Here is a 25,497-nt window from a genome sequence, read left to right on the forward strand (position 1 = left end):
TACAGCCTAGTTCTAGCGATAACTTCTCACATAGCCTTGCCCCTTCAACTTGGCTATACTAACCGCGTAGATGGAAGGAGCTTATTTGGTGATGGAGAGTTTTCTCGCTCCGCGACGACTGCTTCTGGGGCCAGGCCCCAGCATGGTGCATCCTCGGGTACTCCAAGCATTGGCCACTCCGCTAGTCGGACATCTGGACCCGACATTCTTGCAGGTGATGACCGACATTCAGATCCTCTTGCGCCGTGTCTTCTCGACGACGAATCAATTTACGATTGCCGTTTCAGGGACTGGATCGGCTGGAATGGAAGCGGCGATTGTCAATATCGTTGAACCAGGCGATGCTGTCATCGTGGGCATTAACGGTGTGTTTGGTACCCGACTTTCCACAATCGTTGAGCGCTGCGGAGGCAAGGCCATTCGACTGGAAGTTCCGTGGGGGCAGGTGATCGCGCCAGATATGATTGCCGCGGCGCTCCAGCAATCGTATCCGGTGAAGGCCGTTGCGCTGGTGCATGCAGAAACATCGACGGGGGCGTGCCAACCCCTCGAACCACTCAGTTCCCTGTGTCGCACGTACAATGTGCTGCTGATCGTCGATGCGGTCACCTCGCTTGGTGGAATCCCTGTGGAAGTTGATCGATGGGGCATCGATGTGTGCTACAGCGCCACGCAAAAGTGTCTCAGTTGCCCGCCTGGATTGGCTCCCCTGACGCTCAGTGACCGTGCCCTTTCGGTCATCAAGAATCGCCGCTTCCCTTGTCAAAGCTGGTATCTAGACCTGTCCCTCATTGCGGAGTACTGGACAGAGCACAACCGAGCCTACCACCATACGGCACCGATTTCGATGCTCTATGCGCTCCGGGAGGCATTACGCCTGATCGACGAAGAAGGGCTTCCCGCCCGGTTTGCCCGCCATCAACTGAATAGTCGTGCGCTGCTCGCAGGGCTGAAGGCGCTCGGTCTCGACCCGTTGCCTCCCCCTGATCGGCGGCTTCCGACGCTGATCTGCGTGACCCTTCCAGCGCACATCGATGAGGCAGCCATCCGCTCCCAGTTATTGGAAAAATTCGGCATCGAAATCGGCGGTGGCCTTGGCCCACTCAAGGGAAAAGTCTGGCGAATCGGATTAATGGGAGAATCGTCGACGGAGGCCAATGTCCTGACTCTTCTCAACGCATTGGAGGAGATTGGTATTCGTCGCGGTTGGGTTTCAACTCCTGGCGTTGCGCTACAAGCGGCTGCGCATGTTTATAGTGGAGGACGGTAGGTTGTGACGATTGCCATTCATCACGTGCGCCTCATTGATGGGACGGGAGACCATCACGATAACGCGACGCTGCTCGTGCGCGGTACCAAAATCTCGGCAGTCGGCCCAAGCAACGAGGTCAAAATTCCTCAAGGAGCTGTCCGTATCGACGGCCGTGGCCTCTCGATTATCCCAGGACTCATCGACTGTCATGTCCATCTGTGCTTGGGCGGAGAGCCGGACGTTATCGCCACACTCGAATCAGAGCAGCCCTCCTATACGTTGTTGAAGTCGGCTCGGCATGCGAAGGCAACGATTGACGCTGGATTTACCACGGTGCGCGACGTGGGATCTCGGGATCATTCGATCTTCACGTTGAAACAGGCGATCGAATCTGGCGTGATGCCCGGGCCACGCATCGTCGGTGCAGGACTCGCTATCTGTATGATTGGTGGCCACGCACGGTTCATCGGCCAAGAGGTTGAAGGAATCGAACAAGTCAGGAAGGTTGTGGCGGAACAGGTCGCTGCCGGCGCGGGAGTCATCAAGATCATTGCCTCGGGGGGAGTGCTGACGCCCGGCACCTCGCCGGATGAGGCCCAAATGACGATGGAGGAGTTGGCGGCAGCGGTCGATGCGGCACAGCAAGCGGGGAAGCGAGTCGCCGCCCATGCCCACGGCGCCGCCGGCATGAAGAACGCGATTCATGCAGGGGTGCGATCGATCGAACATGCGACCTTGTTGGACGACGAGTCGGGAGCACTCATGAAGCGGTACGGAGTCTACATGGTCCCGACCCTTTCAGCTCTGGCGACGACGGCGGCCAGCCGGCCCGGCTGCGGTATCCCGGACAGTGCACTCCACAAGGCTAAAGCGATGACCAAGCGCCACCGAGCCAGCTTCAAAGCCGCCCATCAGAGTGGTATCGCCATTGCCATGGGCACCGATGCCGGCACGCCGTTCAATTACCACGGGGATAACGCGCAGGAGCTGGAACGGATGGTCGCGTTTGGCATGACGCCGATGGAGGCCATTGTCGCCTCAACCGCCACGGCAGCCTGTCTCATCGGGATTCAGGACTCAGTCGGAACCGTGACCAAAGGAATGGAAGCTGATCTTGTGATCCTACAAGGAAACCCTCTTCGACGGATCGAGGTCCTACGAGACCGGGACAAAATTATGGGCGTGATGAAAGCCGGCAAGTTTGTGTCGGGACCGCTCGCCAGAACGTAAGACGTAAGGGGTGAGGGGTGAAGCGACAATGACCTCATTACCTGAGCGCGGAATGATCCAGCGGCAGGCCATGTATTAAACCGAGTACGGGTATTTCCCGCTCTTATCACCGAGCGTTTTTCTCGCTTCCGCGAGAGTGATCATCACTGTCATTGGGTCAATCGGCGAAGCGATGAAACCGTAGCTCTGATAAAAACGCTTCGCAGCCTCCGATATTGCATGGACCAGGATGGCGTGGATGCCTGCGATCTCCGCAGCCTGGACGTTACGAAGAACCGCATCGCGCAGCAGCCCGCTTCCGATCCCTCGGCTCTGGAAGTCCTTATCGACGGCAAGGCGCCCCAGCACCATAACCGGCACAGGGTCAGGCATGTTGCGTTTCACACGTCCCGGTGCGCCGGCATGCGCAACCGCCCCCACGGCGAGGGTATAATATCCCACTATCCTCTTTGCAGCAGAAACCACGTAGGTGCGCGATGAGCCGTTTTCTTCATTGGCGAGGGCTCGCCGGCGGAGCCAATCATCGAGGAGAGTTGCTCCGCAATCAAAGCCGGCAAGATCGTGCTCTGCTGAAAGTTTTTCAGGCGGGGTGAGGTCAGAGGCCGATTTGCTCATTTATCCCACGGAGCTCTTGTTTCAAGGAGCCGTCGCAGTTTCGAATTGCTTGCCGGAGGCTTGTCGAGCATGGCCGTGAAGCGTTTGAACGCATTCGAGGACAGTCCGAAATATCGACAATCGAGCAGCACTGTTTCAGCTTCCCTGCACGCTGTTTCCAGCATGAAATCAGACCGAGTGCGTCCGAGCAACTCCGCCGCCCGGTCAATCAGCATTTTCTGCTTTTGACTGGCGCGCAGGTTGATCGTTTCCCCTCGCCCCGCCCCTCTTGTCATAGTGGCCATAACGTTCTCCTTGTATGTACATCCTCTATACATCACAGTATCTACATTGTGAATGCAAATATGACGAGCAGCTGTCGTTCGTCAAAGAAGTCCCTTCCGTGTCAAGGAAAGCTCCTTGACCAGCCGCTGTATCTTGATAGAATGCGCTCAATTGCGCAGACACAAGCAATGCAAATGAAGACTTATGAAAGGGAAACCCACTTCGACGGATCGATGTCCTACAAGACCGGGACAAGATTGTGGGCGTGATGAAAGCCGGTAAGTTTGTGGCGGGACCGCTTGCATGAACGTAATACGTAAGGGGTGAGGCGGCAATGAAGAATCATTGGATCGGCTGAGTGGCGAAAGTTTCGGAGGTTATATGATGCGCGAACCAAAGCTCGAAGACCTCACCGTGGATGAAACCGGCACAGTGCGCCTGCGGGCCGCAGTGGCACGGGAAAAGGCGGTGAAGATCACCATCACGATCGATACGAACAGTCTTTCTGCACTCAGGAATGCCTCGCAGCGAACGGGGGTGCCGTATCACGCTTTGGTGAGCCGGGTGCTGAAGAAAGACCTCGCAAGGCAGACCGCCACGGAGTCGCGGCTGGACCAATTGGAGCGAGAAGTGAAACGAATCTTGGTTGCCTGAGTGCGACAATGGGTAGCCGGTTCACCCGGCGACCTCAATTTACTGGAGTCTGACAAACCGTGGCAGATCTTCGCCGGCATCTTGATATTCTTCAAGACATAACCCCAGCACTTCTTTTAGATTCTTCTGCAATTCGTCCAAGCTTCTCCCTTGTGTATGCGCCCCTGAAATCCCAGGCACAAAGCCAACATACAAGTTTGTTTCTGGGTCCCATTCCAAACAAACAGTAAACGTCTTCATTCAGCGCCCCTCGACAATATGCTCATTTCCTTACCGACGTGACTACGATGGCAGATCTCACCGGAATGGTGGAGAGGAGACGGGAATTCCCCAGCTTAAAAGCCATAGCATTAACTCTGAGAGTCTATTGTGTCTCCAGGCGAATGGGTGGGAGTCGCATACTTCTGCCCCGAAAATTCTCGCCAACTATTCTTGCCTCGTGTGACACGCTCCTCGTGGGTGTTTTTTAACTTCTGACTTGGTGGAGCCTTGGAACCAAGGTCTTCCTATTCATTTACAAGAAGAGCCACAGTATTGTATCGTCCCATATAACTATATGGTATCGTGAAGTGCCTAAACCAAGTTTTGAATGGAATGAAGAGAAAGACATCCTCAACCAAAAGAAGCATGGTGTTTCCTTTGAAGAAGCTCAACAGGCCTTTGACGATCCCAAGCGCATCATTGTTCGAGATCTTGATCATGAAAAAGGCGAGAAGCGGTTCTTCTGCCTCGGATTGGTCGAGAGGAATGTTCTAACGGTACGATTTTCATATAGAAAGAAGCGCGTACGAATTTACGGAGCAGGATACTGGCGGCAAGGGAGGAAACGCTATGCGCAAGAAAATCAGATACACCAATGAGCGCTTGACCATGGGGGACCGTGTCGCAGATTTCCTGCCACCACCTTCGGCCTTAGTCAAGCGTGAGCCAACCACAAAGGTTACGCTTGAGCTGACGCAGAGCAGTCTTGCGTTCTTCAAAAAACAGGCCAAGCGTGCACATGTACCCTATCAACGAATGTTACGCGGTCTCATCGATGCCTATGCAAAGCAATACGACGTTGCGGTGTGAAAGACCTATTATCCTACTGTCCGGATTTCCGGAGCCCCTTCTAATATGTAGAGCGCTCCGTCTACCGTCTTTCATAGAACAGCTCCAGCGCCGAGGCCACGCCGTGGATACGGCCTTTGTGAAAACGCTCTTCCAGACGAGATCGGAGTGAACGAATTTCTCTTTCGTCGTTTCGCTTGGCGAGTCCTTGAGACACCAACATGTCCGTGGCGACCTCGACAAGCCGTTGTTTCCGTTGATTCATGTCTGTCGTCACGAACTCATCCAAGATTTCAGATGCCCTCGCCGCCACGACCGGTTCCAGGAATGAATCGTACCCCTGTTCTCGGATGGTTCGCTCTCGAATCACGCCCAATTCCGCCCGCACTCGCGCGACGTTCTGCATCAAGAGTGAAAACAGTTCTTTCCGGCCTTCATCGAACAGCTTCTGTTCGATGTCGTCGAGAATGATGCCAGGATCAACCGCCTCCGCGCGAGGCTCGTCTCCCCACGACAACCGATCGTAGCTTCGGCGCTTGTCCGCATCACCGATGATTTCGTAGGCGGCATTAAGTTCGCGGATCTTGGCGTCGGCGTCCTTGCTGTCGGGGTTGCGATCTGGATGGTACTGAAAAACAAGCTTGCGGTAGGCTCTTTTGATGTCGTCATCAGACGCGACACGGGAGACTCCCAGCACCTGATAGTAGTCCATTCGACGCATGCGCGGAACTATAACATGGCGCTTCAAAGTCCTTCACCTGGACTCCAACTGTCCCCGATGTAGTGACCAGCGACAGGAGCCGGATTCTGTTTTGACGCGAGGCGAGTCTTAGCGGTGGCTTCCCTCCTTCTGATCGGTTGGCTGGTCACAACAGTAGGCAGGTTTGGGTATGCAGCCAGCACCGTCGCGTTGACCTATCTTCTCGAACTTATTGTGATTTTGTTCTTCCTAGAAACGAAAGGCAGATGCCTTCCTGGCTAGCTCTTGACTTGTTAGAGCCCGGGCTTATCTAATTGATCATGGATACGACACGTACCCCACGAGTCCTCACTCACGACGAGCGAAAAGCCGCCGAAGCAGCGTTCGCTGGTCGACCCTGTAATCCCGTTTGGTCTGAATCTGCTAAGCAAGTGTATGAAGGCCTCATCCATGCACTCCCCACTTTGCCGGATGAGATTGTTGTGACATCCAATCAAAACGTTCCAGGAGACAAAGCGCCTCTTGAAGCGGTTCCAACATTACCGACAGCAGAAGAGCCGAAACTCGAAAACCCCACTCATTTAGGCAATGTGCTGGAGATGCGGACCGATATCCCGGCCAGCCAACTGATCGCGAATCGCCAACAGGCGATTCAAGACGGATTTTTGATCGATGTGTCAACGGATGCGCAAAAACTCGGCCTGACCTTTCCGGTCACGGTGACGAAACCGCTTTGGGAAGTTGGGATTGCGCCTGATCAGTCGATATCAGAGGAAGATAAGACCCAACGGTTGCGGGATGTGTTGATGGCCTTTCGGCTTCGTATCGCCAACCAAGCCACACTTTCGCCGCTGATCGACTTTCCAGCGATGCTGTCCATGCCACCAGGAGAGGTCCCTCAACCGGTACCGTTGTTCGCGTTGATTCAACCGGACGAACAGAATCGCGCGGTGGCGACTCTACTGCTCCCCAACGAAGTCTCCGCGACGATCATTCCGATGAATTGATCCGTCTTCAGGGTCTTTTCAACTTCACCCACCTACGCAAGAAGCCACTGTTGTTAAACCGTGCAGCTCATCCTCGTGTGCTCAGGGCCGCCACGCAATGGATGCGACATAGATCTTCGCCCATCTGGGAAACCTGTCTATCCCCGTTTCTATAGCAGGCGCGGGTGAGCTGCAACGTTAGGCCGAAGACTGGCGAGTCCTGTGGGAATGCGTTATTGTGTGGTCGATGGTGCAGTACACCTTTACCGAATATTTCGAAAAGGAAGTGTTGCGGAAACGTCCGTACCTGAAGAAGGAGTGGTGCATCCGGATTCTTGAGAACTCGCTACGAAGCGAGCCTCAAGAGAGAAATCGATACCGATTCTGGGGTAGGATTGAGGAGCTTGAGGGAAAGGATAGTGAGGGTGATCACCCTCGAAGATAAGACCACAATACACAACGCTTTTCCAGACAGAGGGTTTAAGCCATGAAGCTCAATTATTATCCTGATACCGATTCGCTGTATATCGATCTTTCAGAACAACCGAGCGTCGAAAGTCGAGAGGTCACTGAAGGTATCGTTCTCGATTACGATGCCGCGGGACATCTTGTGGGGATCGACATCGACAACGCGAGCCGAAAGGTCGAGCTGAAACAGCTCACGCTCAGCAAGCTGCCGCTGCTTGTACAGACCATTTCCGCCTAACTTGAAACTAACAGACCGCCCGCTCATTATACGGACAGCAACCGGCCAATCCCATTCTTATGTGGATCGGCCCACACAGTGTTAGCCCGGCATGACACTAAGGAGACCGCGACTTGCACTGGGTCGCACCAACCGAAAAAGACGCCGCCGATCAATTCCGCGCCAACTCCGGCCTCATCCTCAGATTGATCTTCCTGCGCTTCGCCGAGGCGCGCTTCATGTTAAGAGGCGATGACCATGCATAGTTCCTCTGACAGCAAGTACCCAACCGCCGACGCATCTTCCTCCGTCCTCCGCGAGGACACGATCGAATACGGCTTCATCGGCACGCTGCAGGGCCTGAAATATGACTACCGCTCGGACATCATCGACCGAGCCTCGTTGGAAAGGAACTTCCGCGAAAAGTTCGAGGCCTTGAACCGTGTCCACCTGACAGACGCTGAGTTCGCCCGACTCCTCGACGAGATCGTCACCGTCGATGTCTTCACCGCCGCCAAGACCCTGCGGGAGATCAACGCGTTCACTCGCGACGACGGCACGCCGTTGAACTACTCCCTCGTCAACCTCAAGGACTGGTGCAAGAACACCTTCGAGATCGTCAACCAGCTCCGCATCAACACGGACAACAGCCACCACCGCTACGATGTCCTCCTGCTCATCAACGGCGTGCCCTGCGTGCAGATCGAGCTGAAGACGCTCGGCATCAGTCCGCGCCGAGCCATGGAGCAGATCGTCAACTACAAGAACGACCCCGGCAACGGCTACACTCGGACGCTGCTCTGCTTCCTCCAGCTCTTCATCGTCAGCAACCGCGACCGCACCTACTACTTCGCCAACAACAACGCCCGCCACTTCGCCTTCAACGCCGACGAGCGCTTTCTGCCCGTCTATGAGTTCGCCGACGAGGCGAACAAGAAGATCACGCATCTCGACGACTTCGCGGCCCGCTTCCTCATGAAGTGCGCCCTCGGCAAGACCATCAGCCGCTACATGGTGCTTATCCAGAGCGAGCAGAAGCTCATGATCATGCGGCCCTACCAGGTCTATGCCGTGCAGCAGATCGTGCAGTGCATCGAGGACGACGCGGGTAACGGCTACATCTGGCACACCACCGGCAGCGGAAAGACGCTGACTTCCTTCAAGGCCTCCACGCTGCTCAAGCTCAACGACCACATCCACAAGTGTCTGTTCGTCGTGGACCGCAAGGACCTCGACCGCCAGACCCGCGAGGAATTCAACCGCTTCCAGGAAGGCTGCGTCGAGGAAAACACCAACACCGCCGCCCTCGTCCGCCGTCTGCGCTCCGAGGACTACGCGGATAAGGTCATCGTCACCACCATTCAGAAGCTCGGCCTCGCGCTGGATGAAGATAGCAAGCGCAACAAGCAGCGGAAGAAGAACGATCAGCCCACCTACAAGGAGCTATTGGAGCAACTACAAGATAAACGCATCGTCTTCATCTTCGACGAATGCCACCGCTCGCAGTTCGGCGAGAATCACAAGGCCATCAAAGCGTTCTTCCCCAAGGCCCAGCTCTTCGGTTTCACCGGCACGCCCATCTTCGAGCAGAACGCCAGCTTGCAGAAGATCGAGGACACGCAAGCGTCGATGAGGACCACGGAGGACCTCTTCCAGAAGCAGCTCCACGCCTATACCATCACCCACGCCATCGAGGACGGGAACGTCCTGCGCTTCCATGTGGACTACTTCAAGCCCAAGGAGGAGACGGGCAAGAAGGCACCGAAGCCCGGCGAAGCCATCGCCAAACGCGCCGTCTTCGAGGCCATCTTCGCCAAGCACGACGCCGCTACCGCGGGACGCCGGTTCAATGCCATTCTCGCTACTTCGTCCATCAATGACGCCATCGAATATCACGGCCTGTTCAAGACCGTGCAGGCGGAAAAGCAGGCCGCCGATCCCGAGTTCCAGCCGCTGAACATCGCCTGCGTCTTTTCCCCGCCAGCCGAAGGCGACAAGGACGTGCAGCAGATACAGGAAGATCTGCCGCAGGAAAAGACCGACAACGAGCAAGACCCCGAGGGCAAAAAAGCCGCGCTGAAAGACATTCTTGCTGACTACAACGCCCGCTACGACACCAATCACAAGCTCGGCGAGTTCGACCTTTACTACCAAGACGTGCAGAAGCGCATCAAAGACCAGCAGTGGCCCAATGCCGACTACCCTCACGCGCAGAAGATCGACATCACCATCGTGGTGGACATGCTGCTCACCGGCTTCGATTCCCAATACCTGAACACGCTCTACGTGGACAAAAATCTCAAGCACCACGGCCTCATCCAGGCCTTCTCCCGCACTAACCGCGTGCTCAACGGCACCAAGCCCTACGGCAACATCCTCGACTTCCGCCAGCAGCAGGCCGAGGTGGATGTCGCCATCGCGCTCTTCTCCGGCGAGAAAACCGGCGAGCAGGCGTGGGAAATCTGGCTCGTGGACAAGGCCCCCGTGGTCATCCAGAAGCTGGAGGTCGCCGTGCAGCAGCTCGACAGCTTCATGAAGTCGCAGGGGCTCGACACCACGCCGGAAGCCGTGCCGAACCTCAAAGGCGATGCCGCCCGCGCCTGTTTCATCGAGCGCTTCAAGGAAGTCCAGCGCCTCAAGACCCAGCTGGACCAATACACCGACCTCACTGAGGAGAACAGAGCCGCCATCGCCGCCAAGCACGGACTCGCCACCGATACCCTGCAAAGCTTCGTGGACGGCATCCTGGACCGCATGATCTTCGATGCCGAGCAACTCGGCGACCTCTTCGCCCCGCTCGACCTCGGCTGGAAGGCCCGCACCCAGGCCGAACTCGCCCTCATGGCCGATCTGCATCCTCTCCTCACAAAACGCGACGGGGGGCGCGACATCTCAGGACTTCGCGCATATGAGCAGTAAGACGAAAAACACCGCCGCAGCCGTGATGGTGCCGAAGCTGCGGTTTCCGGAGTTTCGCGGAGTGGCGTTGCGAAGCGTGCAGCTCGGTGACGTGACGGAAGAAGGTCGGCGCCGCAACGGCAAAAAGCATTCCGTCGCTTCGGTGATGGGAGTGGCAAAGGCCGACGGTATCGTTCCGATGAAAGCGCGACTCATCGCGGCAGACATCGAGCGCTACAAACTCGTTGAGCATGATTGGTTCGCCTACAACCCTATGCGGCTCAACATTGGTTCTATCGCTCGGTGGAAAGGCGAGAGCGAAATACTCGTCAGTCCCGACTATGTCGTCTTCAAGTGCATCACAGATGATGAATCGGGCATAGTTCCCGATTATCTCGACCACTTCCGGCAAGCCAAAGCTTGGGAAGATTTCGTCACCGAAGGCGGGGATGGTGGCGTTCGCGTCCGCATTTATTACAAGGACATCGCCCGTCTTCAATTAGCACTTCCATCTCTACCCGAACAACAAAAAATTGCCGAGTGCCTGAGTTCGGTGGACGAGGTGATTGCGGCGCAAGCGCAGAAAGTGGACGCGCTCAAGACCCATAAAAAAGGGCTGATGCAGCAGCTTTTTCCATCCCCGGAGGAGGTGGCGGGATGAGCAAAAAGATCATCATCATCGCTGGCCCCAACGGCGCAGGAAAAACGACCTTTGCGCGTTCGTTCCTCCCGGAGGAAGCGCAATGCCCGCGTTTCATCAATGCGGACCTGATCGCGGCGGGACTGGCACCGTTCGCCCCCGAAACCGCGGCGATCAAGGCCGGACGCCTGATGCTGGAGGAGATTGCCGCCTGTGCTCAACGTGGAGAAAGCTTTGCCTTTGAGACGACGCTCGCCGGGCTGAGTTATCTGTCCCACATCAGACAGTGGCGGGAGCAGGGTTATCACGTGAGCCTGTTCTTCCTCGCACTGCCGGATGCAGATGCGGCAATTGCTCGCGTGGCGGAGCGGGTGCGGCAAGGCGGGCATGACATCCCGGAAAGCGTGATCCGGCGGCGGTTCGCTGCAGGACTGCGTCACTTCCACGAGGCCTACAAGGCCGCTGTGGATGCCTGGGCACACTATGATAGTGTGGGTGAAACTCCGATCCTGCTGGAATGGGGGGAGAACCAATAACCATGAAAAACATTCAAGAAGCCAAAGATGCCGACCTCCGCGCCTCCATCGCGGCCATGCGCCGCGCTGCCGAAGCTGCCCGGAAGACTGCAATCCAGACCGGCACAAATCTCATCATCGTGAAAGACGGCAAACTCACCAGAATCCCGGCGCAAGCGCTACGTAAGGCGACACCAAGCTCCGACCGCTGAGTTCATGACCGAACACAACCAAAAACAACTGGGCAACACCCTCTGGAGCATTGCCAACCAACTGCGTGGGGCGATGGATGCGGACGACTTCCGCGACTACATGCTGTCCTTCCTCTTTCTGCGTTACCTCTCGGACAACTACGAGATGGCGGCGAAGAAGGAGCTGGGCAAGGACTACCCCGATGCAGGCGAGGACAGCCGCAAGGTGCCGCTGGCACTCTGGTATGCGAATAACGTGGACGACACTGCCGAGTTCGAGAAGCAGATGCGGCGCAAGGTGCATTACGTCATCAAGCCGGAACACTTATGGACGAGTATCGCCAACCTGGCGCGCACACCCACAACGGCGACTTGCTGAACACGCTACAAACGGGTTTCAAATACATCGAAGAGGAATTCTTCGAGAGCACCTTCCAAGGTCTGTTCTCAGAAATCGACCTGACCTCTCCCAAGCTGGGCAAGACCTACGCCGACCGCAACGCCAAGCTCTGCACCATCATCCAGAAGATCGCCGAAGGGCTGAACGAGTTCTCAGCCAACATCGACGTGCTGGGCGATGCCTATGAATACCTGATCGGCCAGTTTGCCGCCGGGTCAGGCAAGAAGGCCGGCGAGTTCTACACGCCGCAGCAGATTTCCGATATCCTCTCCGCCATCGTGACGCTGGACAGTCAGGAGCCAAAGACGGGAACCAAGAAACGGCTGGAAAGCGTGATGGACTTCGCCTGCGGCTCCGGCTCCTTGCTGCTCAACGTCCGCAAGAAGGTAGCCAAGGCGGGTGGCACCATCGGCAAGATCTTCGGACAGGAAAAGAACATCACCACCTACAACTTGGCGCGCATGAACATGCTGCTGCACGGGGTGAAGGACACGGAGTTTGATATCTTCCACGGCGACACCCTGCTGAACGAGTGGGACATCCTGCGCGAGCTGAACCCGGCCAAGAAGCCGCTCTTCGACGCCATCGTCGCCAATCCACCGTTCAGTTACCGCTGGGACCCGAGCGAGAGTATGGGCGGCGATGTGCGCTTCAAGAGCCACGGTCTCGCCCCCAAGTCCGCCGCCGACTTTGCTTTCCTGCTACACGGCTTCCACTTTCTGAAAGACGAAGGGGTGATGGCGATCATCCTGCCGCACGGCGTGCTCTTCCGTGGCGGAGCCGAAGAACGCATCCGCACCAAGCTGCTCAAGGACGGCCACATCGACACCGTCATCGGCCTGCCCGCCAACCTCTTCTACTCCACCGGCATCCCGGTCTGCATCCTTGTGCTGAAGAAGTGCAAGAAGCCGGACGACGTGCTGTTCATCAACGCCGCCGAGCATTTCGACAAAGGCAAACGCCAGAATCAGCTCAAGCCCGAACACATCCAGAAAATCATCCACACCTACCAGAACCGCACGGAAGAGCCCCGCTACTCCCGCCGGGTGGAGATGGCCGAGATCGAGAAGAACGACTTCAACCTCAACATCTCCCGCTATATCAGCACGGCGGTGGGCGAGGAGGAGATTGATCTGGCGGCGACGCACGCCGAGCTGATGGAAATCGAAAGCACGATTCAAACAGCAACGGGCAAGCACAATGAGTTCCTGAAGGAGCTGCGAATTCCTCTGCTGCCAACAGGTAAGGTCGGCTCGTCAAAGGCATAGCTGGTGCTGAAACCGGCGGCAGAAGTCGATAGCTATGCGTGAGTCCTTACGCTGTTGTTCCACCCATGCAACCCCCGCCAATGGCGCGAGCACTTGTTCACGGTCTCTGCGCAACCACCATGAGTAGATTGCTGACGGATTCACGGATGAGCTGGATCAGCGGTTCTGGATAGACTCCCAAAAGAAGGATGATCGATGCGACAAATCCGAGCGAGCATACGGCCGTCCAACTGACAAACTCTGACCGCTGCACCGTCTCCTGTTGAGGAAGTGCTTCCTGTATTGCTACCTCACCGAACAGAGTCACGAACAGTCGAAGGTAATAGTAGAGACTCACGACGCTGTTCGCAATCAGCGCCAACACCAGCCACCACAGGCCAGCCTCAACACCAGCCGTGATCGCATAAAATTTCCCGATGAATCCCGCCGTCACTGGGATGCCGGCCAACGACAACAAGCTCAGTGCCAACATGCCCGCGAGCCAAGGACGAGTCCAAAACAAGCCTTGATAGTCCTCGACACGGTCCTTCTCCCCTCCCTCACTCGAATAGACCGTGACGACGCCAAAAGCCCCTAACGACATGGCACAATAGACGATCACATAGAAGGTGACTGCTTCCGCAGCGGGAGGACCACCGGCCAGCAAGGCCACGAGCACGTAGCCGAAGTGGGCAATCGACGAATAGGCCAGGAGCCGTTTCACATTCTGTTGCAAGAGCGCAAGCACATTCCCTGTGACCATCGAGACAACAGCCAGAAGACTGAACAGGTGCACAACGGGTGGCAATTCCAATATCCCGACCTCAGTGGCAAGGCGGAGCAGCAGTGCCATCACCGCTGCCTTGGAGACCGTCGCGATGTATGTCGTGATGGGAGTCGGTGCTCCCTGATACACATCGGGAATCCACATGTGAAACGGTGCGAGACCGAGCTTCAATGCGATACCGACCAGGACCAGGATCAATCCTCCCAGCCACAGTGCTGGAACCGTCTGCCACTGTTTCACACTCACGCCAACCTCGTGGAAGGTCATGGCCCCGCTTTCGAAATACAACAAGGCCAGGCCAAACAGGAGGAATGCTGATGCCGTGATGGAGAGCAGCAGGTACTTCACCGCGGCTTCGAGCGGATTTCGTCTGGTTCGCAAATACCCGATCAGACTGCAGAGCGACAGCCCAAGGAGTTCGAATCCAAGAAAAAATGATACGAAGTGCGCAGCGGTGGTCAGGACCAATCCCCCGAACGTGGCAAGTAGCAAGAGCAGGTAATATTCCTCGACACCGTCTTGCTCATGAAACTGACTGTTCAGGTATCGGTACGACAGTGCAATGATGACCATCGTCGCACTCAATATGAGCCCCATATACAACAAGGCATGTCCATCCACGACCAGTAAGGTTGTCACGGCTCGTGGTGCCACCGTGGCTGCCCAGGGCAACGTTGCGAGGGTGAACAGGCACGATAGAAACGCACAGACCGCAATCCTTGCATGATTCCGTCTGAAGGCAATCGCCAGCATCGTCACGATGCAGAAGGCCCCGAGATCCAGAATGGGCGAAAGAGCGATGAAGTCTTGGAGGATCATGGGGTACTCCCCTGCGAGGTCACGATGTGGGACGACAGCAGGGATTCTGATGGCATGTGAGGCGGATTGGCAGACACCAGTGCATGCTGTATCAGTTGTTCCATGACCGGCTTCGTCGTGGTCAACACGACCTTCGGATAGAGCCCCAGCCAGATCTGCAGGCCTGCGATGAACAGTACGGTTCCAAATGCGACATTTGATAGGTCTGAGGCTGTACGGGTGTCTTGTTGTCGGCCAAAGAACGTGCGCTGCATCATACCCAGGGAATAGATGGCCGCCATCACCATGCCGAGGGCTGCCAGAATGATCATGACCGGTTGAGTCGCATAGGATCCAAAGAGCACGAGGAACTCACCGATAAAATTTGCCAGCCCTGGCAACCCCAATGACGCACAGGCAAAGAAAAGCGTCATCGTGGCAAGACGTGGCGTCACGCTCCAGAGTCCTCCCATCTGGCCCATGTCCCTCGTCTGATACCGCTCCTCAAGTGCGCCAGCCAGCAGGAAGAGGCCAGCGGTACTCAGCCCATGCGCCACCATCTGCATCATCACTCCCTGCAACGCGAGTTCCGTGCCGGCGAAGGTGCCAAGCAGGATGAACCCCATGTGGCTGATGCTGCTGTAGGCCACCAGTCGTTTGATATCTGTTTGGGCACAGGCCAATACCGCTGCATAGAGAATCCCAACCACACCGAGCCCCATGGCGATGGGCGAAACCTCGCTCAAGGCCTCGGGAAACAATGGAAGTGTGAATCGCAACAAACCATAGGCGCCCGTCTTCGCTAAGATCCCGGCGAGGATGATCGTGGCTCCGGTGGGAGCCTCTGCGTAGGTATCCGGTAGCCACGTATGAAAGGGAGGGGCCGGCAGCTTCACGAGAAACCCGATGAGAAATGCCAGCATCAACCATCGAGCTGTCTCACTGGTCAGGGTCAGTCCCATCAGATCGGCATAGTCGAAACTCGGTCGCCCAGTGGCCTGTTGATGCAGGAGCGCGAGCGCCACAATCGCAACCAGCAGCACCAAGCTCCCGGCCTGTGTAAAGAGAAAGAATTTGAACGAGGCATGCCGGCGCTGTGCATGGCCCCAGATGACGATCAGGATATACATGGGGATGAGCATGAGCTCCCAAAAGAAGAAAAACAGAAACAGGTCGATGGCCAAAAACACCCCGATGACACCCCCCAGGGTGAGCAGGACCTGACAATGAAACAATCCGACGCGACTCTGGATGTCTGTCCAGGAGGCGATCGTGGCCACGATCCCGACGAAGACCGTTAATAGAATAAGGATGACACTCAGTCCATCGAGGCCGAGATGGAGACTGATGCCCCAACGGGGAATCCAACTGGTGTGACTTTCTACAAGCCATGCCCCATGTTCTGAAGGCTGTACTGCGGAATGTTGTCCTCCGAGCAGAAGCGCCAGGATGAAATCAATCGCCAACGCCCCGAGTACGATCCAACGAGGCGCGTGACGAGACCATTGCTGTCCCATCCATGCAACGGGCGCTGCGAGAATTGGGATGAGTATGAGTAGCCAGAGAGCCATAGCCGTTACATCGCAAATAGACCAAGTAACATCAGCGTTCCAACTGCAATGGTGGCGGCATACCACCGGACCTGCCCCGTCTGGGTGTGACTCAACCAGCCATGACAGGACTCGGCGCAGACGGCCAGCCACTCGTACCCGCGATCGACCATATCACTAGAATTTCTGGTTACAGCAAACCAGGGCCGCACGAACAGACGATCATAGAGTCGATCGAACCCCCACCCTCCTTGCAGCAAGGTTACCGAAGGGTGAGACGTGGATTGATCTGTCCCTCGCGCACCAACGAGGGAGCCAGGCAGGAACAGGAGCGCGGCAAGGCCGATCCCGAGCAGTGCCGCGACGGTCACTGCCAGCTGTTCACGGGCCTCGCTCGATTCATCCATCCCAGGAAGCAGCGCTGTCGTTGGGAGCGCATGCGACAGGTAGTGGCTAAACAGAGTGACATTCCCGAGTGTGTGGGGCATCTCGAGAAAACCGACGGTGAGCGCCAAGAACGCCAGCACCACCAGAGGTAGGCGCATGGCCAGCCCTGATTCGCCGGTCGGTTGTGTGCGAACCTCTCCGAAAAAGACCCGAAAGATCAGCCGGAAACTGTAGAGCCCGGTCAGCATGGCCCCGAGTAGCGCACCAAACCAGATCCATCGATGGCTGAGAGGTGAAGACCAGACCGACCATAAGATCCAATCTTTGCTGTAAAACCCGGATGTGATGAGAGGGACACCAGACATAGCCGCAGCCCCAATCAAGAACGTCCAAAAGGTCCAGGGCAGATGCCGCCGAAGGCCACCCATCTTGAAGATGTTCTGCTCATGGTGGAGACTGTGAATGACTGATCCAGCCGCCAGGAAGAGCAAGGCTTTGAAGCAGGAATGGGTGAGAAAATGAAAGAGCGCGGCAGACCAGGCTCCGACGCCGAGTGCCAGAAACATGTAGCCGATCTGGCTCATCGTCGAATAGGCGAGCACCCGCTTAATATCCTGCTGCACCAAGGCGCTGGTTGCTGCAAGCAGCAACGTCACGAGGCCGAGCACCGCAATACCCTCTTGCACCATCGGCGCGAGCTCAAACAGATGATGCATGCGAGCAATAAGGTAGACCCCTGCTGTCACCATCGTGGCCGCATGGATCAGCGCACTGACTGGAGTGGGGCCTGCCATCGCGTCCGGTAACCACACTTGAAGCGGCAATTGCGCCGACTTTCCAACCGCTCCGATCAAGAAGAGCACGGCCACGATCATGGCCAGGTTCGAACCCACTGGCCAGGCCTCCGTCGCCAGACTCTGGACCTGTTGGATCGATAAGGTTTTGAATTGTGTGAAGAGGATGAAGAGCCCGATGGCCAGCGCCGTATCTCCGATGCGAGTCACGATGAAGGCCTTCTGCGCGGCCGTGCCGTACTCGGGTTCGCGATACCAAAATCCAATCAACAGATAGCTGCAGAGCCCTACCCCTTCCCAGCCCAGATAGAGCAGAAGGAGATTGTCGGCCAACACCAGCGTCAGCATGGCGGCCACGAAGAGATTCATGTAGGCGAAAAACCTGGCGTAGCCATCATCGTGAGCCATGTACTCAGCGGAGTACAGATGGATCAAGAAACCGATGCCGGTGATCACCGCCACCATCAAGAGTGACAACGCATCCAGATACCAGGAAATGCCGACCGTCATTCCGGACGTGTCGATCCAATTCCATAACGTTTGCTGGTAGGACTCGCGGGCGGGAAAGAGGCTGAAAAAGTCTGTGGCGACAAGCGCGGTCGTCACGGCGGCTGCCCCAACCGATCCGCAACCAACCCACGCGATGTGCTGTCGACTCAACCGTTCACCACACAGAGCCAACAGCAGAAAGCCTGTGAGTGGGAAAACGGGAATGAGCCACAGTAGACTAAGCATAATGTTCAATGATGAATAGGCAGTTCTAAGTTGATGTCCCTAACTCACAATGAATCACTCGACACGCACAAGTTGTGTCACCCTCTCATTTCACAGAATGCATCAGCGTCCAATGTCCTGAACCGATACGACAGCTGCAGCACAATCCCCAGTGCCACAGACACTTCAGCTGCCGCCAAGGTGAGGATAAACAGGAACATGATCTCCCCATCGACTTGTCCCCAACGAGCCCCTCCGGCAATGAACGCAAGCGCGGCAGCATTCAACATGATTTCGAGCGAGAGGAGCATGTACAGGATGTTTCGCCGACTCAATAAGCCGATCAATCCGAGACCAAACAATATGATGGCCAATACCAGTGCAGGCGTACTCAGCATGAACGGGCCTCACTCAATAGACGGCGCCCTAAGTGATAGGCCCCGATCAACCCTGGCAACAACAGCATGGACGCCAATTCCACCCCAATGATGTAGGGTCCGTAGAGGGCGATAGAGATCGCTTTCTGCCTAGGTTCCCCGACTGCCATCGTGGGATGGTCCCCGGAAGCAATGAGATATCCCACTTCTCCCAGAAGCACCAGGGCCAGGATACTAGGCCCTACCCATGCACTAAGTGAGAACCACGTCCGTTCCTGTTCAACCGCGAGTGGTCCTAAGAGCATCACGACAAAGATGAACAGGACCATGATGGCACCGCCATAAATAATGATTTCAAGCGCGGCGGCAAACTGTGCACCGAGCAAATAGAAAATCAGTGACAACGCGATCAGCGCGACGACCAGATAGAGCAGCGCGTGGACGGCATGCACATGCGTGATCACGCGTAGCGTCGCCAAGACAGTCACCGCGGCAGCGATATAGAAGAGCATCTCCATAATCGTTCTCTCTGTGCTGAGTCCTGAGGTGTGAAGCCAGGACTTGTCTACTTCTTACTCAGCCTTTCCTTACGGCATCAAACTCTTCACATCTACCGGTGGAAGTTCGTGCTCCCCTTCTCCTTTGTCTTTGTCGCGAGTCCTTACGCCGGCCATTCGATAAAAATTATACTCGTGATACTTACCGGTCCCGCTGATGAGGAGGTCTTCTTTCTCATAGACCAGATTCCGGCGCGCATATTCACTCTGTTCGAAATCTGGAATCAGCTGGATCGCATTGGTCGGACAGGCTTCTTCGCACATGCCACAGTAAATGCAGCGCGAAAAGTTGATTCGGAAGAACTCCGGATAACGGCGCTCGTGAGCCTCTGGATTGTCCGCAGCCTGAAGCGAAATGCAATCGACGGGACAGGCTGCAGAGCAGAGGTAACAAGCCACACACCGCTCTTCTCCGTCGGGATCTCTGGTGAGGACGATGCGTCCACGCCAACGTGGTGGCAAATAGGGTTGCTCTTCTGGATACTGAACCGTCACCGGCTTCGTGAAGGTCCGTTTAAAGACGATCCATAACCCCACGACGAGATTCCGGGCGTATAACCACGTGTTCATCATACGTACAGCCGTTCTACAGGAATGATTCCCCTTTGCATCAGATCCAAGCCAAGCTCACTGCCACAGAGTGAATCCCTGCTATCCTGCTCTCCACAACACCACCCCGCCCGTCACCAACAGATTGATCAACGCGAGTGGCATCACGACTTTCCACCCGAATGACAGGAGCTGATCAAATCGGTATCGAGGCCAGGCCGCGCGAATCAGGATGATCAAGGCGATGAAGCCGAACATCTTCAAGCCAAACCACACCACCGGCGGCAGCCAGGGTCCGTGCCACCCACCGAAGAAAAGAATGACGGTCATGGCTGAAAGGAGGAGGATGCTCAGGTATTCGCCGACAAAGAACATCCCAAATTTCATCCCACTGTACTCGGAGTGGTAGCCGGCAACGAGCTCCGCTTCCGCCTCAGGCATATCGAATGGGGTGCGGTGCGCTTCAGCCAGTCCCGCCATGAAAAACCCAAGAAACCCAAAGAACTGAGGGATCACAAACCATTGATGCTGTTGCGCATTCACGATATCGCTTAGGTTGAACGAGCCTGCCAAAATTACAGCTCCCATCAGCGAGATCCCCATGAAGACTTCGTAGCTCAACAATTGCGCGATCGCCCGAAGGCTGCCGAGAAACGCGAATTTGTTGTTGGAAGCCCATCCTCCAATGATGACACTGTAGGCGGCCAGGCTCGACATGGCCAAAAAGAAGAGGACACCCACATTGAGATCGGCGACCACGAAGTTGGGCGCGATCGGTATCACCGCAAACGACATGAGTGCCGTGATTACGACGATGGCCGGCGTAATGACGAACACTGCCTTATCAGCGAAGGGCGGAATCCAATCTTCTTTCGTAAAGATCTTGATCATATCCGCCAGTGATTGCAGGCACCCGCCTGGCCCCAGACGGTTGGGGCCGTATCGTTCTTGCCACACTCCGAGCAGTCGACGTTCGACCCAGATCAGCATCCCGGCCAAGGTCAGGCAGCTGCCAAGAATGACGGCGATGGTGAGTGCGGTATGGCTCCAATCGATCATGCAGCCCTCCGCGTTTGTTCCGTTTGGATTGCCTTCAACAGATCAACCCAAGCCGGCACGCTGACGCCAGATACCTCAGGCACAAGGGAGAGACCTGCCGTCCCCACAGGGGTAGAAGGATCGAGGTGCACAACAAGGCGGTACGTCGTCCCCTGCAACATCAGATCAATCGTGCTGTGGTCCTCAAGGGTCAACCGCGCTCCATCTGATGGATGCAAGGACAGGAACGGCTTGCCAATCCGTTGGGCAATCGCCGGAGATTGGTTGCTGAGTTCGTCGCTTCCAAACACGGCAGATAGAGGAAGCAGCAACCATTGATGTGCGGTTGGTTGAAATGCACGTGGAATGGTGGTGAACCAACCGGCTGCCTTCGGGGCAACTGGTTCGATGAGCCGGACTCCCGGCATTTCATCGCGTAATGGACCACCGACTTCGTCTTGATACGTATTCACAGCCTGGATAGAATTCCAGCCAGGAGCCCAGAATTGGGAAATCAGCGGTGAAGGAAGTGGTCCTCGATATCCTTCCATCGTAAATCCAAGCGGCGAATCATGATCAACGGGAGGAGGCGGTTCGTGCATGGTCAGATGAGAGATCAGTGACGTACGCCCACTGCATCGCTCAGACTGCCTGGGAGCTTTTTGACCCACCAAACGAAAACTCGCTGACGGTGCGACCTCTCCAATGCGTGCCAGCTCAGGAGCCGCTATCGCCGTTGCGGAGACCGCATCGTCGAAGTTGCGCCAGGTCGCCACTCCGGATTCATTCCCACCCTCCTGTGAAGTTGTACGGCCAAGGTCACTCAGCCACCGCCAGCTCTCTTTGACGTCACCGTCCGGGACAAACACTTGGTAGAACCGTTGGGCTCGGCCTTCTTGATTGACAAATGTCCCATCGGATTCCGGACCTGTGGCAGCCGGAAGCAGCACATCGGCATGCGCCGTCGTGCGATTCTCAACCGAATCGATGACAACAACCGTTTTTGCTATCTTAAAGAAGGTATCGACTTTTACCTGATCCGCGCGACGATACAAGTCATTCTCCAGCACGATCACGGTATCGGCCTTTCCCTGACGGATTGCATCGAACGCGTTATTCAAGCTTCCGCCGCCGAGCAAGGCGAGGCCTGCGCTATTGCACTCTGGAAGCACAAAGCTGAGGCGTGGCTGCTTCCCTTGTTGATGCAGAGCCCAGGCTACATTGGCTGCTGCCTCTATGGTCGCCTGGGAGCCGCTTTCCGTTCCGGCAATGATTAGTGGGCGTTGGGCATGGGTCAGGGCCTCAGCAATACGCTGTGTGAGGTCCTTAACCTCGGTGCTGAGATCCGGAATGGAGGGTGCCCCTTGACTGATTGATCCAGCCACGGCAAATCCCAATCTGGCAATATCATCCGGCGCGGCGAAGTAAGTGTCAGTGGCATACTCATGAAACCATGTACGCTGATACCCGGTGAGGAACAGAGGGCCTCGTCGGTTTTGCACCGCATTGCGCACAGCCGCCTCATCCCATTGAGGAATCTTCAATTCATCGACCTGTTCCATCGGCTGTTGCCGAATTGACTGGAGAAGAGCCAGCGCCAAACGTGGTGCCTCGTTCAAGAGATCCGCTCCAAGAACGAAGACCGCATCTGACTGTTCGGCATCGTGAATCGACGCCGACGGCACCAGTCCAGTTTGAAGTACCTTGAGTATCGTCGAGAGAAGTTGGCCTTCCTGCTCATTGATCCCCTGATAAAAGTTCTGCGGGCCGACCAAAGATTGAAGAGCCACATTAGCCTCGAGCGACGCGCGAGGCGACCCAATGCCTACAATCCCACGCGCCTGTCGTACACAGTCCGCTGCGAACTCGAGGGGCTGCGGTACTCCTTCCGTCGTTCCCAACTGGGATTGGTGACGTTCCTGCCTCACCACGGCCCGCTTGATGCGATGCGGACTATTGACATATTCATACCCAAACCGTCCCCGATCGCACAAAAAGTAGCCGTTCACCTGACTGTTAAACCGATTGGTGATCCGACGCAGAGTCCCAGATCGTTCAGCGGCGGTGGTATTGCACCCAAGGCTACAATGTGGGCAGATTGATTGGGCTGCTTGCAGATCCCATTTCCTCGTGTAGTGGTGAAAGAAGGTTTTGTCCGTGAAGACTCCGGTCGGACAGACCTCCACCAGATTTCCGCTGAATTCGTTCTCCAGCGTGCCATCCTGTTCCCGGCCAAAGTAGACGGCGTCATGCGAGCCAAACACGTTGAGGTCACGTCCACCCGCATAATCTCGGTAATATCGTACGCAGCGGTAACACTGAATACATCGATTCATCTCATGCCGAATGAATGGGCCGAGAGCCTGATTGTGATGGGTTCGTTTTTGATAGCGGTAGCGCCGGTAGACATGCCCGGTCATGACCGTCATGTCTTGTAAATGGCACTCCCCTCCTTCGTCACAGACTGGGCAGTCGTGTGGATGGTTCACCATCAGCCATTCGATGACTGATGCGCGAAAGGCCTTGGCCTCTGGATCATCGATCGAGATCCGAGTGCCGTTCGTCGCTGGTGTCATGCAGGACATCACCAGTCGCCCAGACTGATCTCGATCATCTTTGAACTGTTTGACCGCACACTGGCGGCAGGCTCCGACTGATCCCATGGCCGGATGCCAGCAGAAATAGGGCACGTTCAGCCCATGTCCCAGACAGGCGGCGAGCAAATTCTGTTGCTCATCCACGGTATATGACTTGTTATCGACAATGATGGTTGCCATGGGCTAGACCAGAATCCTCTGTTGTGACAACTTCTTGCTCCAGGGACATCCGCGCGTCGAGATGTGGCGCTCGAAGTCATCGTGAAAGTATTTCAAGGCCGATTGCAGCGGGGCCATGGCACCTGGTGCGAGACCGCAGAAGGTGTGTCCTGGCGCCAGCCACTTGGTATGCATTTTCAGAAGCGACAAATCCTCGCTGGTGGCACGTCCGTCCTCGAAGGACATTAAAATTTTCGCGACCCACGGTAACCCTTCCCGACAAGGCGTACACCAGCCACAGGACTCACGGGCAAAAAACTTTTCGAGATTCAGCACAAACCCAACCGGACAGGTGTGATCGTCTAATACGATCATCGTGGCGGTGCCAAGACGACCAACCTCAGGCGGGATCGAAGAGAAATCTAAGGGGAGGTCCAAGTGTTCTTCAGTCATAAATGCTGTGGAGATACCGCCTGGCAATAAACCCCGAAAGCGAACGCCATCAGCCATCCCTCCGGCATGTCGCTCTAAGACCTCACGCGCAGTGGTGCCGAGCGGCAATTCCCACCATCCAGGATTGGCGACACGACCACTGATGCCGTAGATCTTTGTGCCACCGTCTTGAGTCCGACTCAATCGGTGATACCAGTCAGATCCTTGATTGACGATATGTGGGATGTTGTAGAGGGTCTCGACGTTCTGCACGACCGTTGGTTTCCCCCATAAGCCGACTGTCTGCGGAAAGGGAGGCTTTGCACGGGGCACTGCTCGCTTGCCTTCCAGCGCATTGATCAACGCGGTTTCTTCTCCACAAATATACCGGCCGGCACTGGCATGCAGATGGAGGTCAAATCGAAATTCCGTTCCAGGAAGAGGCGTGCCCAAATACCCGGCTGCGTAGGCCTCTGCAATCGCCTCGGTCAGTCGTTGGGCCGACAGATGGTATTCCCCACGCAAAAAGATGTAGCCAACCTCTGCATCGATGGCATAACCAGCAAGGATCATCCCTTCGACCAGGCCATGAGGATCACCCTCCATCAGCACACGATCCTTAAATGTGCCCGGTTCCATTTCATCACCATTGGCGACGATATACTTGGGCTTTTGTGCATCGGCACCCATCGGCACGAAGCTCCACTTCGTGCCAGTCAGAAACCCACCTCCGCCCCTGCCGCGCAATCCGGCATCGGTCACCAGGCGCTGTAGGTCCTTGGGAGCCAGCCCGCTGGAGAGCCGTTGCAAGCTGCGATACCCACCTGTTGTGACGTACTCACGCAATGTGCGCGTCGTACCATCTGGATGAATATGTTGAGTGAGTGGTCGTTCCATGTTACGTCGATGACGGATATCTTGGACTATTTGTATTTCTCCACGATCTGTTCAATCTTTTCGGGCGTGACGTTGCCGTATACATCCTGATCGATCATCAGGGCCGGTGCCCGTTCGCAGTGCCCTAAGCACGCAATCGGCAAGACAGTCAGACGTCCGTCTGGTGATGTCTGTCCGAGATCCGCGCTATAGAGTGTTTTGATCTGCTCCTGAACTTGCTCACATCCCTTGATCCAACAACTGATACTGTCGCACACGAAGGCGACATGCCGACCGACCGGTTTGCGAAAGATGAGGTTGTAGAACGTGGCAACGCTATCCACATCCTCGACCGTGATCTCAAGAAATTGGGCAATCTCGAGGAGTGTGTCATCTGAAATCCAGCCACGTCGTCGTTGGATGGTCAGCAGTGCATCGATCGTAGCCCCCCGTTTATCGGGGTAATGCTTCACTGCGTCTTCTAGTTCTCGTCGTTCAGTATCTGACAGCATACGTGCTGAGTCCTGCGTGCTCAGTTATGAGTTCTGAAACTTG

At 56.0% G+C, this 25,497-nt stretch carries 25 protein-coding genes and 1 pseudogene; 12 read left to right on the forward strand and 14 right to left on the reverse strand.

The window, feature by feature from the left end; translation table 11 throughout:
- Nucleotides 1-91 precede the first annotated feature (91 nt).
- Nucleotides 92-1,270 (forward strand): alanine--glyoxylate aminotransferase family protein, encoded by a 1,179-nt coding sequence (locus E8D52_17085; GenBank protein TKB66380.1) that lies wholly within the window; start codon nucleotides 92-94, stop codon nucleotides 1,268-1,270.
- A 3-nt stretch (nucleotides 1,271-1,273) separates the two neighbouring features.
- The gene (locus tag E8D52_17090) at nucleotides 1,274-2,482 is read left to right on the forward strand and encodes an amidohydrolase family protein (GenBank protein ID TKB66088.1); all 1,209 of its coding nucleotides are present in this window, start codon (nucleotides 1,274-1,276) and stop codon (nucleotides 2,480-2,482) included.
- A gap of 75 nt (nucleotides 2,483-2,557) precedes the next feature.
- Here E8D52_17090 and E8D52_17095 read toward each other — a convergent pair whose 3' ends face one another.
- Both E8D52_17095 and E8D52_17100 read right to left on the reverse strand, forming a co-directional pair.
- The gene (locus E8D52_17095; protein TKB66089.1) at nucleotides 2,558-3,097 is read right to left on the reverse strand and encodes a GNAT family N-acetyltransferase; all 540 of its coding nucleotides are present in this window, start codon (nucleotides 3,095-3,097) and stop codon (nucleotides 2,558-2,560) included.
- Nucleotides 3,094-3,381: a DUF1778 domain-containing protein gene (locus E8D52_17100; GenBank protein ID TKB66090.1), complete on the reverse strand. Its 288-nt coding sequence runs from the start codon at nucleotides 3,379-3,381 to the stop codon at nucleotides 3,094-3,096. The genes E8D52_17095 and E8D52_17100 overlap by 4 nt, the downstream gene beginning before the upstream one ends.
- Before the next feature lie 361 nt (nucleotides 3,382-3,742).
- On the opposite strand from E8D52_17100, the gene E8D52_17105 reads away from it, so the two are divergent.
- Nucleotides 3,743-4,015, forward strand: coding sequence for a hypothetical protein (locus E8D52_17105; GenBank protein TKB66091.1), 273 nt, complete (start codon nucleotides 3,743-3,745; stop codon nucleotides 4,013-4,015).
- A gap of 39 nt (nucleotides 4,016-4,054) precedes the next feature.
- Here the strand turns inward: E8D52_17105 and E8D52_17110 are convergent, their stop codons facing one another.
- Nucleotides 4,055-4,255 (reverse strand): type II toxin-antitoxin system HicB family antitoxin, encoded by a 201-nt coding sequence (locus E8D52_17110; protein TKB66092.1) that lies wholly within the window; start codon nucleotides 4,253-4,255, stop codon nucleotides 4,055-4,057.
- A gap of 329 nt (nucleotides 4,256-4,584) precedes the next feature.
- On the opposite strand from E8D52_17110, the gene E8D52_17115 reads away from it, so the two are divergent.
- Both E8D52_17115 and E8D52_17120 read left to right on the forward strand, forming a co-directional pair.
- Entirely contained in the window at nucleotides 4,585-4,875 is a 291-nt protein-coding gene (locus E8D52_17115; GenBank protein ID TKB66093.1) for a BrnT family toxin, read from the forward strand.
- Nucleotides 4,847-5,086 carry a CopG family transcriptional regulator gene (locus tag E8D52_17120; GenBank protein ID TKB66094.1) on the forward strand — a complete coding sequence of 80 codons (240 nt, stop codon included), beginning with the start codon at nucleotides 4,847-4,849 and terminating at the stop codon, nucleotides 5,084-5,086. The genes E8D52_17115 and E8D52_17120 overlap by 29 nt, the downstream gene beginning before the upstream one ends.
- A 61-nt stretch (nucleotides 5,087-5,147) precedes the next feature.
- Here the strand turns inward: E8D52_17120 and E8D52_17125 are convergent, their stop codons facing one another.
- Nucleotides 5,148-5,786: a hypothetical protein gene (locus tag E8D52_17125; GenBank protein ID TKB66381.1), complete on the reverse strand. Its 639-nt coding sequence runs from the start codon at nucleotides 5,784-5,786 to the stop codon at nucleotides 5,148-5,150.
- Nucleotides 5,787-6,085: 299 nt separating this feature from the next.
- On the opposite strand from E8D52_17125, the gene E8D52_17130 reads away from it, so the two are divergent.
- The 7 genes and pseudogenes from E8D52_17130 to E8D52_17160 all read left to right on the forward strand — a co-directional run bounded on the left by E8D52_17130 (nucleotide 6,086) and on the right by E8D52_17160 (nucleotide 13,348).
- Nucleotides 6,086-6,772: a hypothetical protein gene (locus E8D52_17130; protein ID TKB66095.1), complete on the forward strand. Its 687-nt coding sequence runs from the start codon at nucleotides 6,086-6,088 to the stop codon at nucleotides 6,770-6,772.
- Nucleotides 6,773-7,238: 466 nt separating this feature from the next.
- Nucleotides 7,239-7,457, forward strand: coding sequence for a DUF2283 domain-containing protein (locus tag E8D52_17135; GenBank protein TKB66096.1), 219 nt, complete (start codon nucleotides 7,239-7,241; stop codon nucleotides 7,455-7,457).
- 237 nt (nucleotides 7,458-7,694) lie between these two features.
- A complete protein-coding gene (locus tag E8D52_17140) occupies nucleotides 7,695-10,355 on the forward strand; it encodes a type I restriction endonuclease subunit R (protein ID TKB66097.1) in 2,661 nt (886 codons plus the stop codon).
- Nucleotides 10,356-10,380: 25 nt separating this feature from the next.
- Entirely contained in the window at nucleotides 10,381-10,995 is a 615-nt protein-coding gene (locus tag E8D52_17145; protein TKB66382.1) for a hypothetical protein, read from the forward strand.
- A complete protein-coding gene (locus E8D52_17150; GenBank protein TKB66098.1) occupies nucleotides 10,992-11,510 on the forward strand; it encodes a Zeta toxin family protein in 519 nt (172 codons plus the stop codon). Before E8D52_17145 ends, E8D52_17150 begins: the two co-directional genes overlap by 4 nt.
- Nucleotides 11,507-11,701 carry a hypothetical protein gene (locus tag E8D52_17155; protein TKB66383.1) on the forward strand — a complete coding sequence of 65 codons (195 nt, stop codon included), beginning with the start codon at nucleotides 11,507-11,509 and terminating at the stop codon, nucleotides 11,699-11,701. Before E8D52_17150 ends, E8D52_17155 begins: the two co-directional genes overlap by 4 nt.
- Nucleotides 11,702-11,705: 4 nt before the next feature.
- A pseudogene (locus E8D52_17160) lies at nucleotides 11,706-13,348 on the forward strand (type I restriction-modification system subunit M).
- Nucleotides 13,349-13,445: 97 nt separating this feature from the next.
- Here E8D52_17160 and E8D52_17165 read toward each other — a convergent pair.
- From E8D52_17165 to nuoE, 10 genes are all read right to left on the reverse strand, one after another.
- Complete coding sequence (locus E8D52_17165) at nucleotides 13,446-14,933, reverse strand: NADH-quinone oxidoreductase subunit N (GenBank protein TKB66099.1); 1,488 nt, start codon at nucleotides 14,931-14,933, stop codon at nucleotides 13,446-13,448.
- Nucleotides 14,930-16,483, reverse strand: coding sequence for an NADH-quinone oxidoreductase subunit M (locus E8D52_17170; GenBank protein TKB66100.1), 1,554 nt, complete (start codon nucleotides 16,481-16,483; stop codon nucleotides 14,930-14,932). Before E8D52_17170 ends, E8D52_17165 begins: the two co-directional genes overlap by 4 nt.
- A 5-nt stretch (nucleotides 16,484-16,488) precedes the next feature.
- On the reverse strand, nucleotides 16,489-18,378 hold the full coding sequence (gene nuoL / locus E8D52_17175) for an NADH-quinone oxidoreductase subunit L (protein ID TKB66101.1): 1,890 nt from the start codon (nucleotides 18,376-18,378) through the stop codon (nucleotides 16,489-16,491).
- Nucleotides 18,379-18,455: 77 nt separating this feature from the next.
- On the reverse strand, nucleotides 18,456-18,755 hold the full coding sequence (gene nuoK, locus E8D52_17180) for an NADH-quinone oxidoreductase subunit NuoK (protein ID TKB66102.1): 300 nt from the start codon (nucleotides 18,753-18,755) through the stop codon (nucleotides 18,456-18,458).
- Nucleotides 18,749-19,252: an NADH-quinone oxidoreductase subunit J gene (nuoJ, locus tag E8D52_17185; protein TKB66103.1), complete on the reverse strand. Its 504-nt coding sequence runs from the start codon at nucleotides 19,250-19,252 to the stop codon at nucleotides 18,749-18,751. The genes nuoK and nuoJ overlap by 7 nt, the downstream gene beginning before the upstream one ends.
- Nucleotides 19,253-19,321: 69 nt before the next feature.
- Nucleotides 19,322-19,861 (reverse strand): NADH-quinone oxidoreductase subunit NuoI, encoded by a 540-nt coding sequence (nuoI, locus tag E8D52_17190; protein TKB66384.1) that lies wholly within the window; start codon nucleotides 19,859-19,861, stop codon nucleotides 19,322-19,324.
- Between the two features lie 81 nt (nucleotides 19,862-19,942).
- Entirely contained in the window at nucleotides 19,943-20,896 is a 954-nt protein-coding gene (nuoH, locus tag E8D52_17195; GenBank protein TKB66385.1) for an NADH-quinone oxidoreductase subunit NuoH, read from the reverse strand.
- On the reverse strand, nucleotides 20,896-23,655 hold the full coding sequence (nuoG, locus tag E8D52_17200) for an NADH-quinone oxidoreductase subunit NuoG (protein ID TKB66104.1): 2,760 nt from the start codon (nucleotides 23,653-23,655) through the stop codon (nucleotides 20,896-20,898). Before nuoG ends, nuoH begins: the two co-directional genes overlap by 1 nt.
- A 3-nt stretch (nucleotides 23,656-23,658) precedes the next feature.
- Complete coding sequence (locus E8D52_17205) at nucleotides 23,659-24,963, reverse strand: NADH-quinone oxidoreductase subunit F (protein ID TKB66105.1); 1,305 nt, start codon at nucleotides 24,961-24,963, stop codon at nucleotides 23,659-23,661.
- 26 nt (nucleotides 24,964-24,989) lie between these two features.
- Nucleotides 24,990-25,454, reverse strand: coding sequence for an NADH-quinone oxidoreductase subunit NuoE (gene nuoE / locus E8D52_17210; protein ID TKB66106.1), 465 nt, complete (start codon nucleotides 25,452-25,454; stop codon nucleotides 24,990-24,992).
- Between the last annotated feature and the right edge of the window lie 43 nt (nucleotides 25,455-25,497).

Source organism: Nitrospira sp., from assembly GCA_005116745.1.
GTDB lineage: Bacteria > Nitrospirota > Nitrospiria > Nitrospirales > Nitrospiraceae > Nitrospira_D.

What these genes read in the sequence shown, in the direction of transcription:
- E8D52_17085 (TKB66380.1), top strand. Translation starts at nt 92, where the DNA reads ATGGAGAGTTTTCTCGCTCCGCGACGACTGCTTCTGGGGCCAGGCCCC.
- E8D52_17095 (TKB66089.1), bottom strand. Translation starts at nt 3,097, where the DNA reads ATGAGCAAATCGGCCTCTGACCTCACCCCGCCTGAAAAACTTTCAGCA.
- E8D52_17100 (TKB66090.1), bottom strand. Translation starts at nt 3,381, where the DNA reads ATGGCCACTATGACAAGAGGGGCGGGGCGAGGGGAAACGATCAACCTG.
- E8D52_17105 (TKB66091.1), top strand. Translation starts at nt 3,743, where the DNA reads ATGATGCGCGAACCAAAGCTCGAAGACCTCACCGTGGATGAAACCGGC.
- E8D52_17110 (TKB66092.1), bottom strand. Translation starts at nt 4,255, where the DNA reads ATGAAGACGTTTACTGTTTGTTTGGAATGGGACCCAGAAACAAACTTG.
- E8D52_17120 (TKB66094.1), top strand. Translation starts at nt 4,847, where the DNA reads ATGCGCAAGAAAATCAGATACACCAATGAGCGCTTGACCATGGGGGAC.
- E8D52_17125 (TKB66381.1), bottom strand. Translation starts at nt 5,786, where the DNA reads ATGCGTCGAATGGACTACTATCAGGTGCTGGGAGTCTCCCGTGTCGCG.
- E8D52_17130 (TKB66095.1), top strand. Translation starts at nt 6,086, where the DNA reads ATGGATACGACACGTACCCCACGAGTCCTCACTCACGACGAGCGAAAA.
- E8D52_17135 (TKB66096.1), top strand. Translation starts at nt 7,239, where the DNA reads ATGAAGCTCAATTATTATCCTGATACCGATTCGCTGTATATCGATCTT.
- E8D52_17140 (TKB66097.1), top strand. Translation starts at nt 7,695, where the DNA reads ATGCATAGTTCCTCTGACAGCAAGTACCCAACCGCCGACGCATCTTCC.
- E8D52_17145 (TKB66382.1), top strand. Translation starts at nt 10,381, where the DNA reads ATGGTGCCGAAGCTGCGGTTTCCGGAGTTTCGCGGAGTGGCGTTGCGA.
- E8D52_17150 (TKB66098.1), top strand. Translation starts at nt 10,992, where the DNA reads ATGAGCAAAAAGATCATCATCATCGCTGGCCCCAACGGCGCAGGAAAA.
- E8D52_17165 (TKB66099.1), bottom strand. Translation starts at nt 14,933, where the DNA reads ATGATCCTCCAAGACTTCATCGCTCTTTCGCCCATTCTGGATCTCGGG.
- E8D52_17170 (TKB66100.1), bottom strand. Translation starts at nt 16,483, where the DNA reads ATGGCTCTCTGGCTACTCATACTCATCCCAATTCTCGCAGCGCCCGTT.
- nuoL (TKB66101.1), bottom strand. Translation starts at nt 18,378, where the DNA reads ATGCTTAGTCTACTGTGGCTCATTCCCGTTTTCCCACTCACAGGCTTT.
- nuoK (TKB66102.1), bottom strand. Translation starts at nt 18,755, where the DNA reads ATGCTGAGTACGCCTGCACTGGTATTGGCCATCATATTGTTTGGTCTC.
- nuoJ (TKB66103.1), bottom strand. Translation starts at nt 19,252, where the DNA reads ATGGAGATGCTCTTCTATATCGCTGCCGCGGTGACTGTCTTGGCGACG.
- nuoI (TKB66384.1), bottom strand. Translation starts at nt 19,861, where the DNA reads ATGAACACGTGGTTATACGCCCGGAATCTCGTCGTGGGGTTATGGATC.
- nuoG (TKB66104.1), bottom strand. Translation starts at nt 23,655, where the DNA reads ATGGCAACCATCATTGTCGATAACAAGTCATATACCGTGGATGAGCAA.
- E8D52_17205 (TKB66105.1), bottom strand. Translation starts at nt 24,963, where the DNA reads ATGGAACGACCACTCACTCAACATATTCATCCAGATGGTACGACGCGC.
- nuoE (TKB66106.1), bottom strand. Translation starts at nt 25,454, where the DNA reads ATGCTGTCAGATACTGAACGACGAGAACTAGAAGACGCAGTGAAGCAT.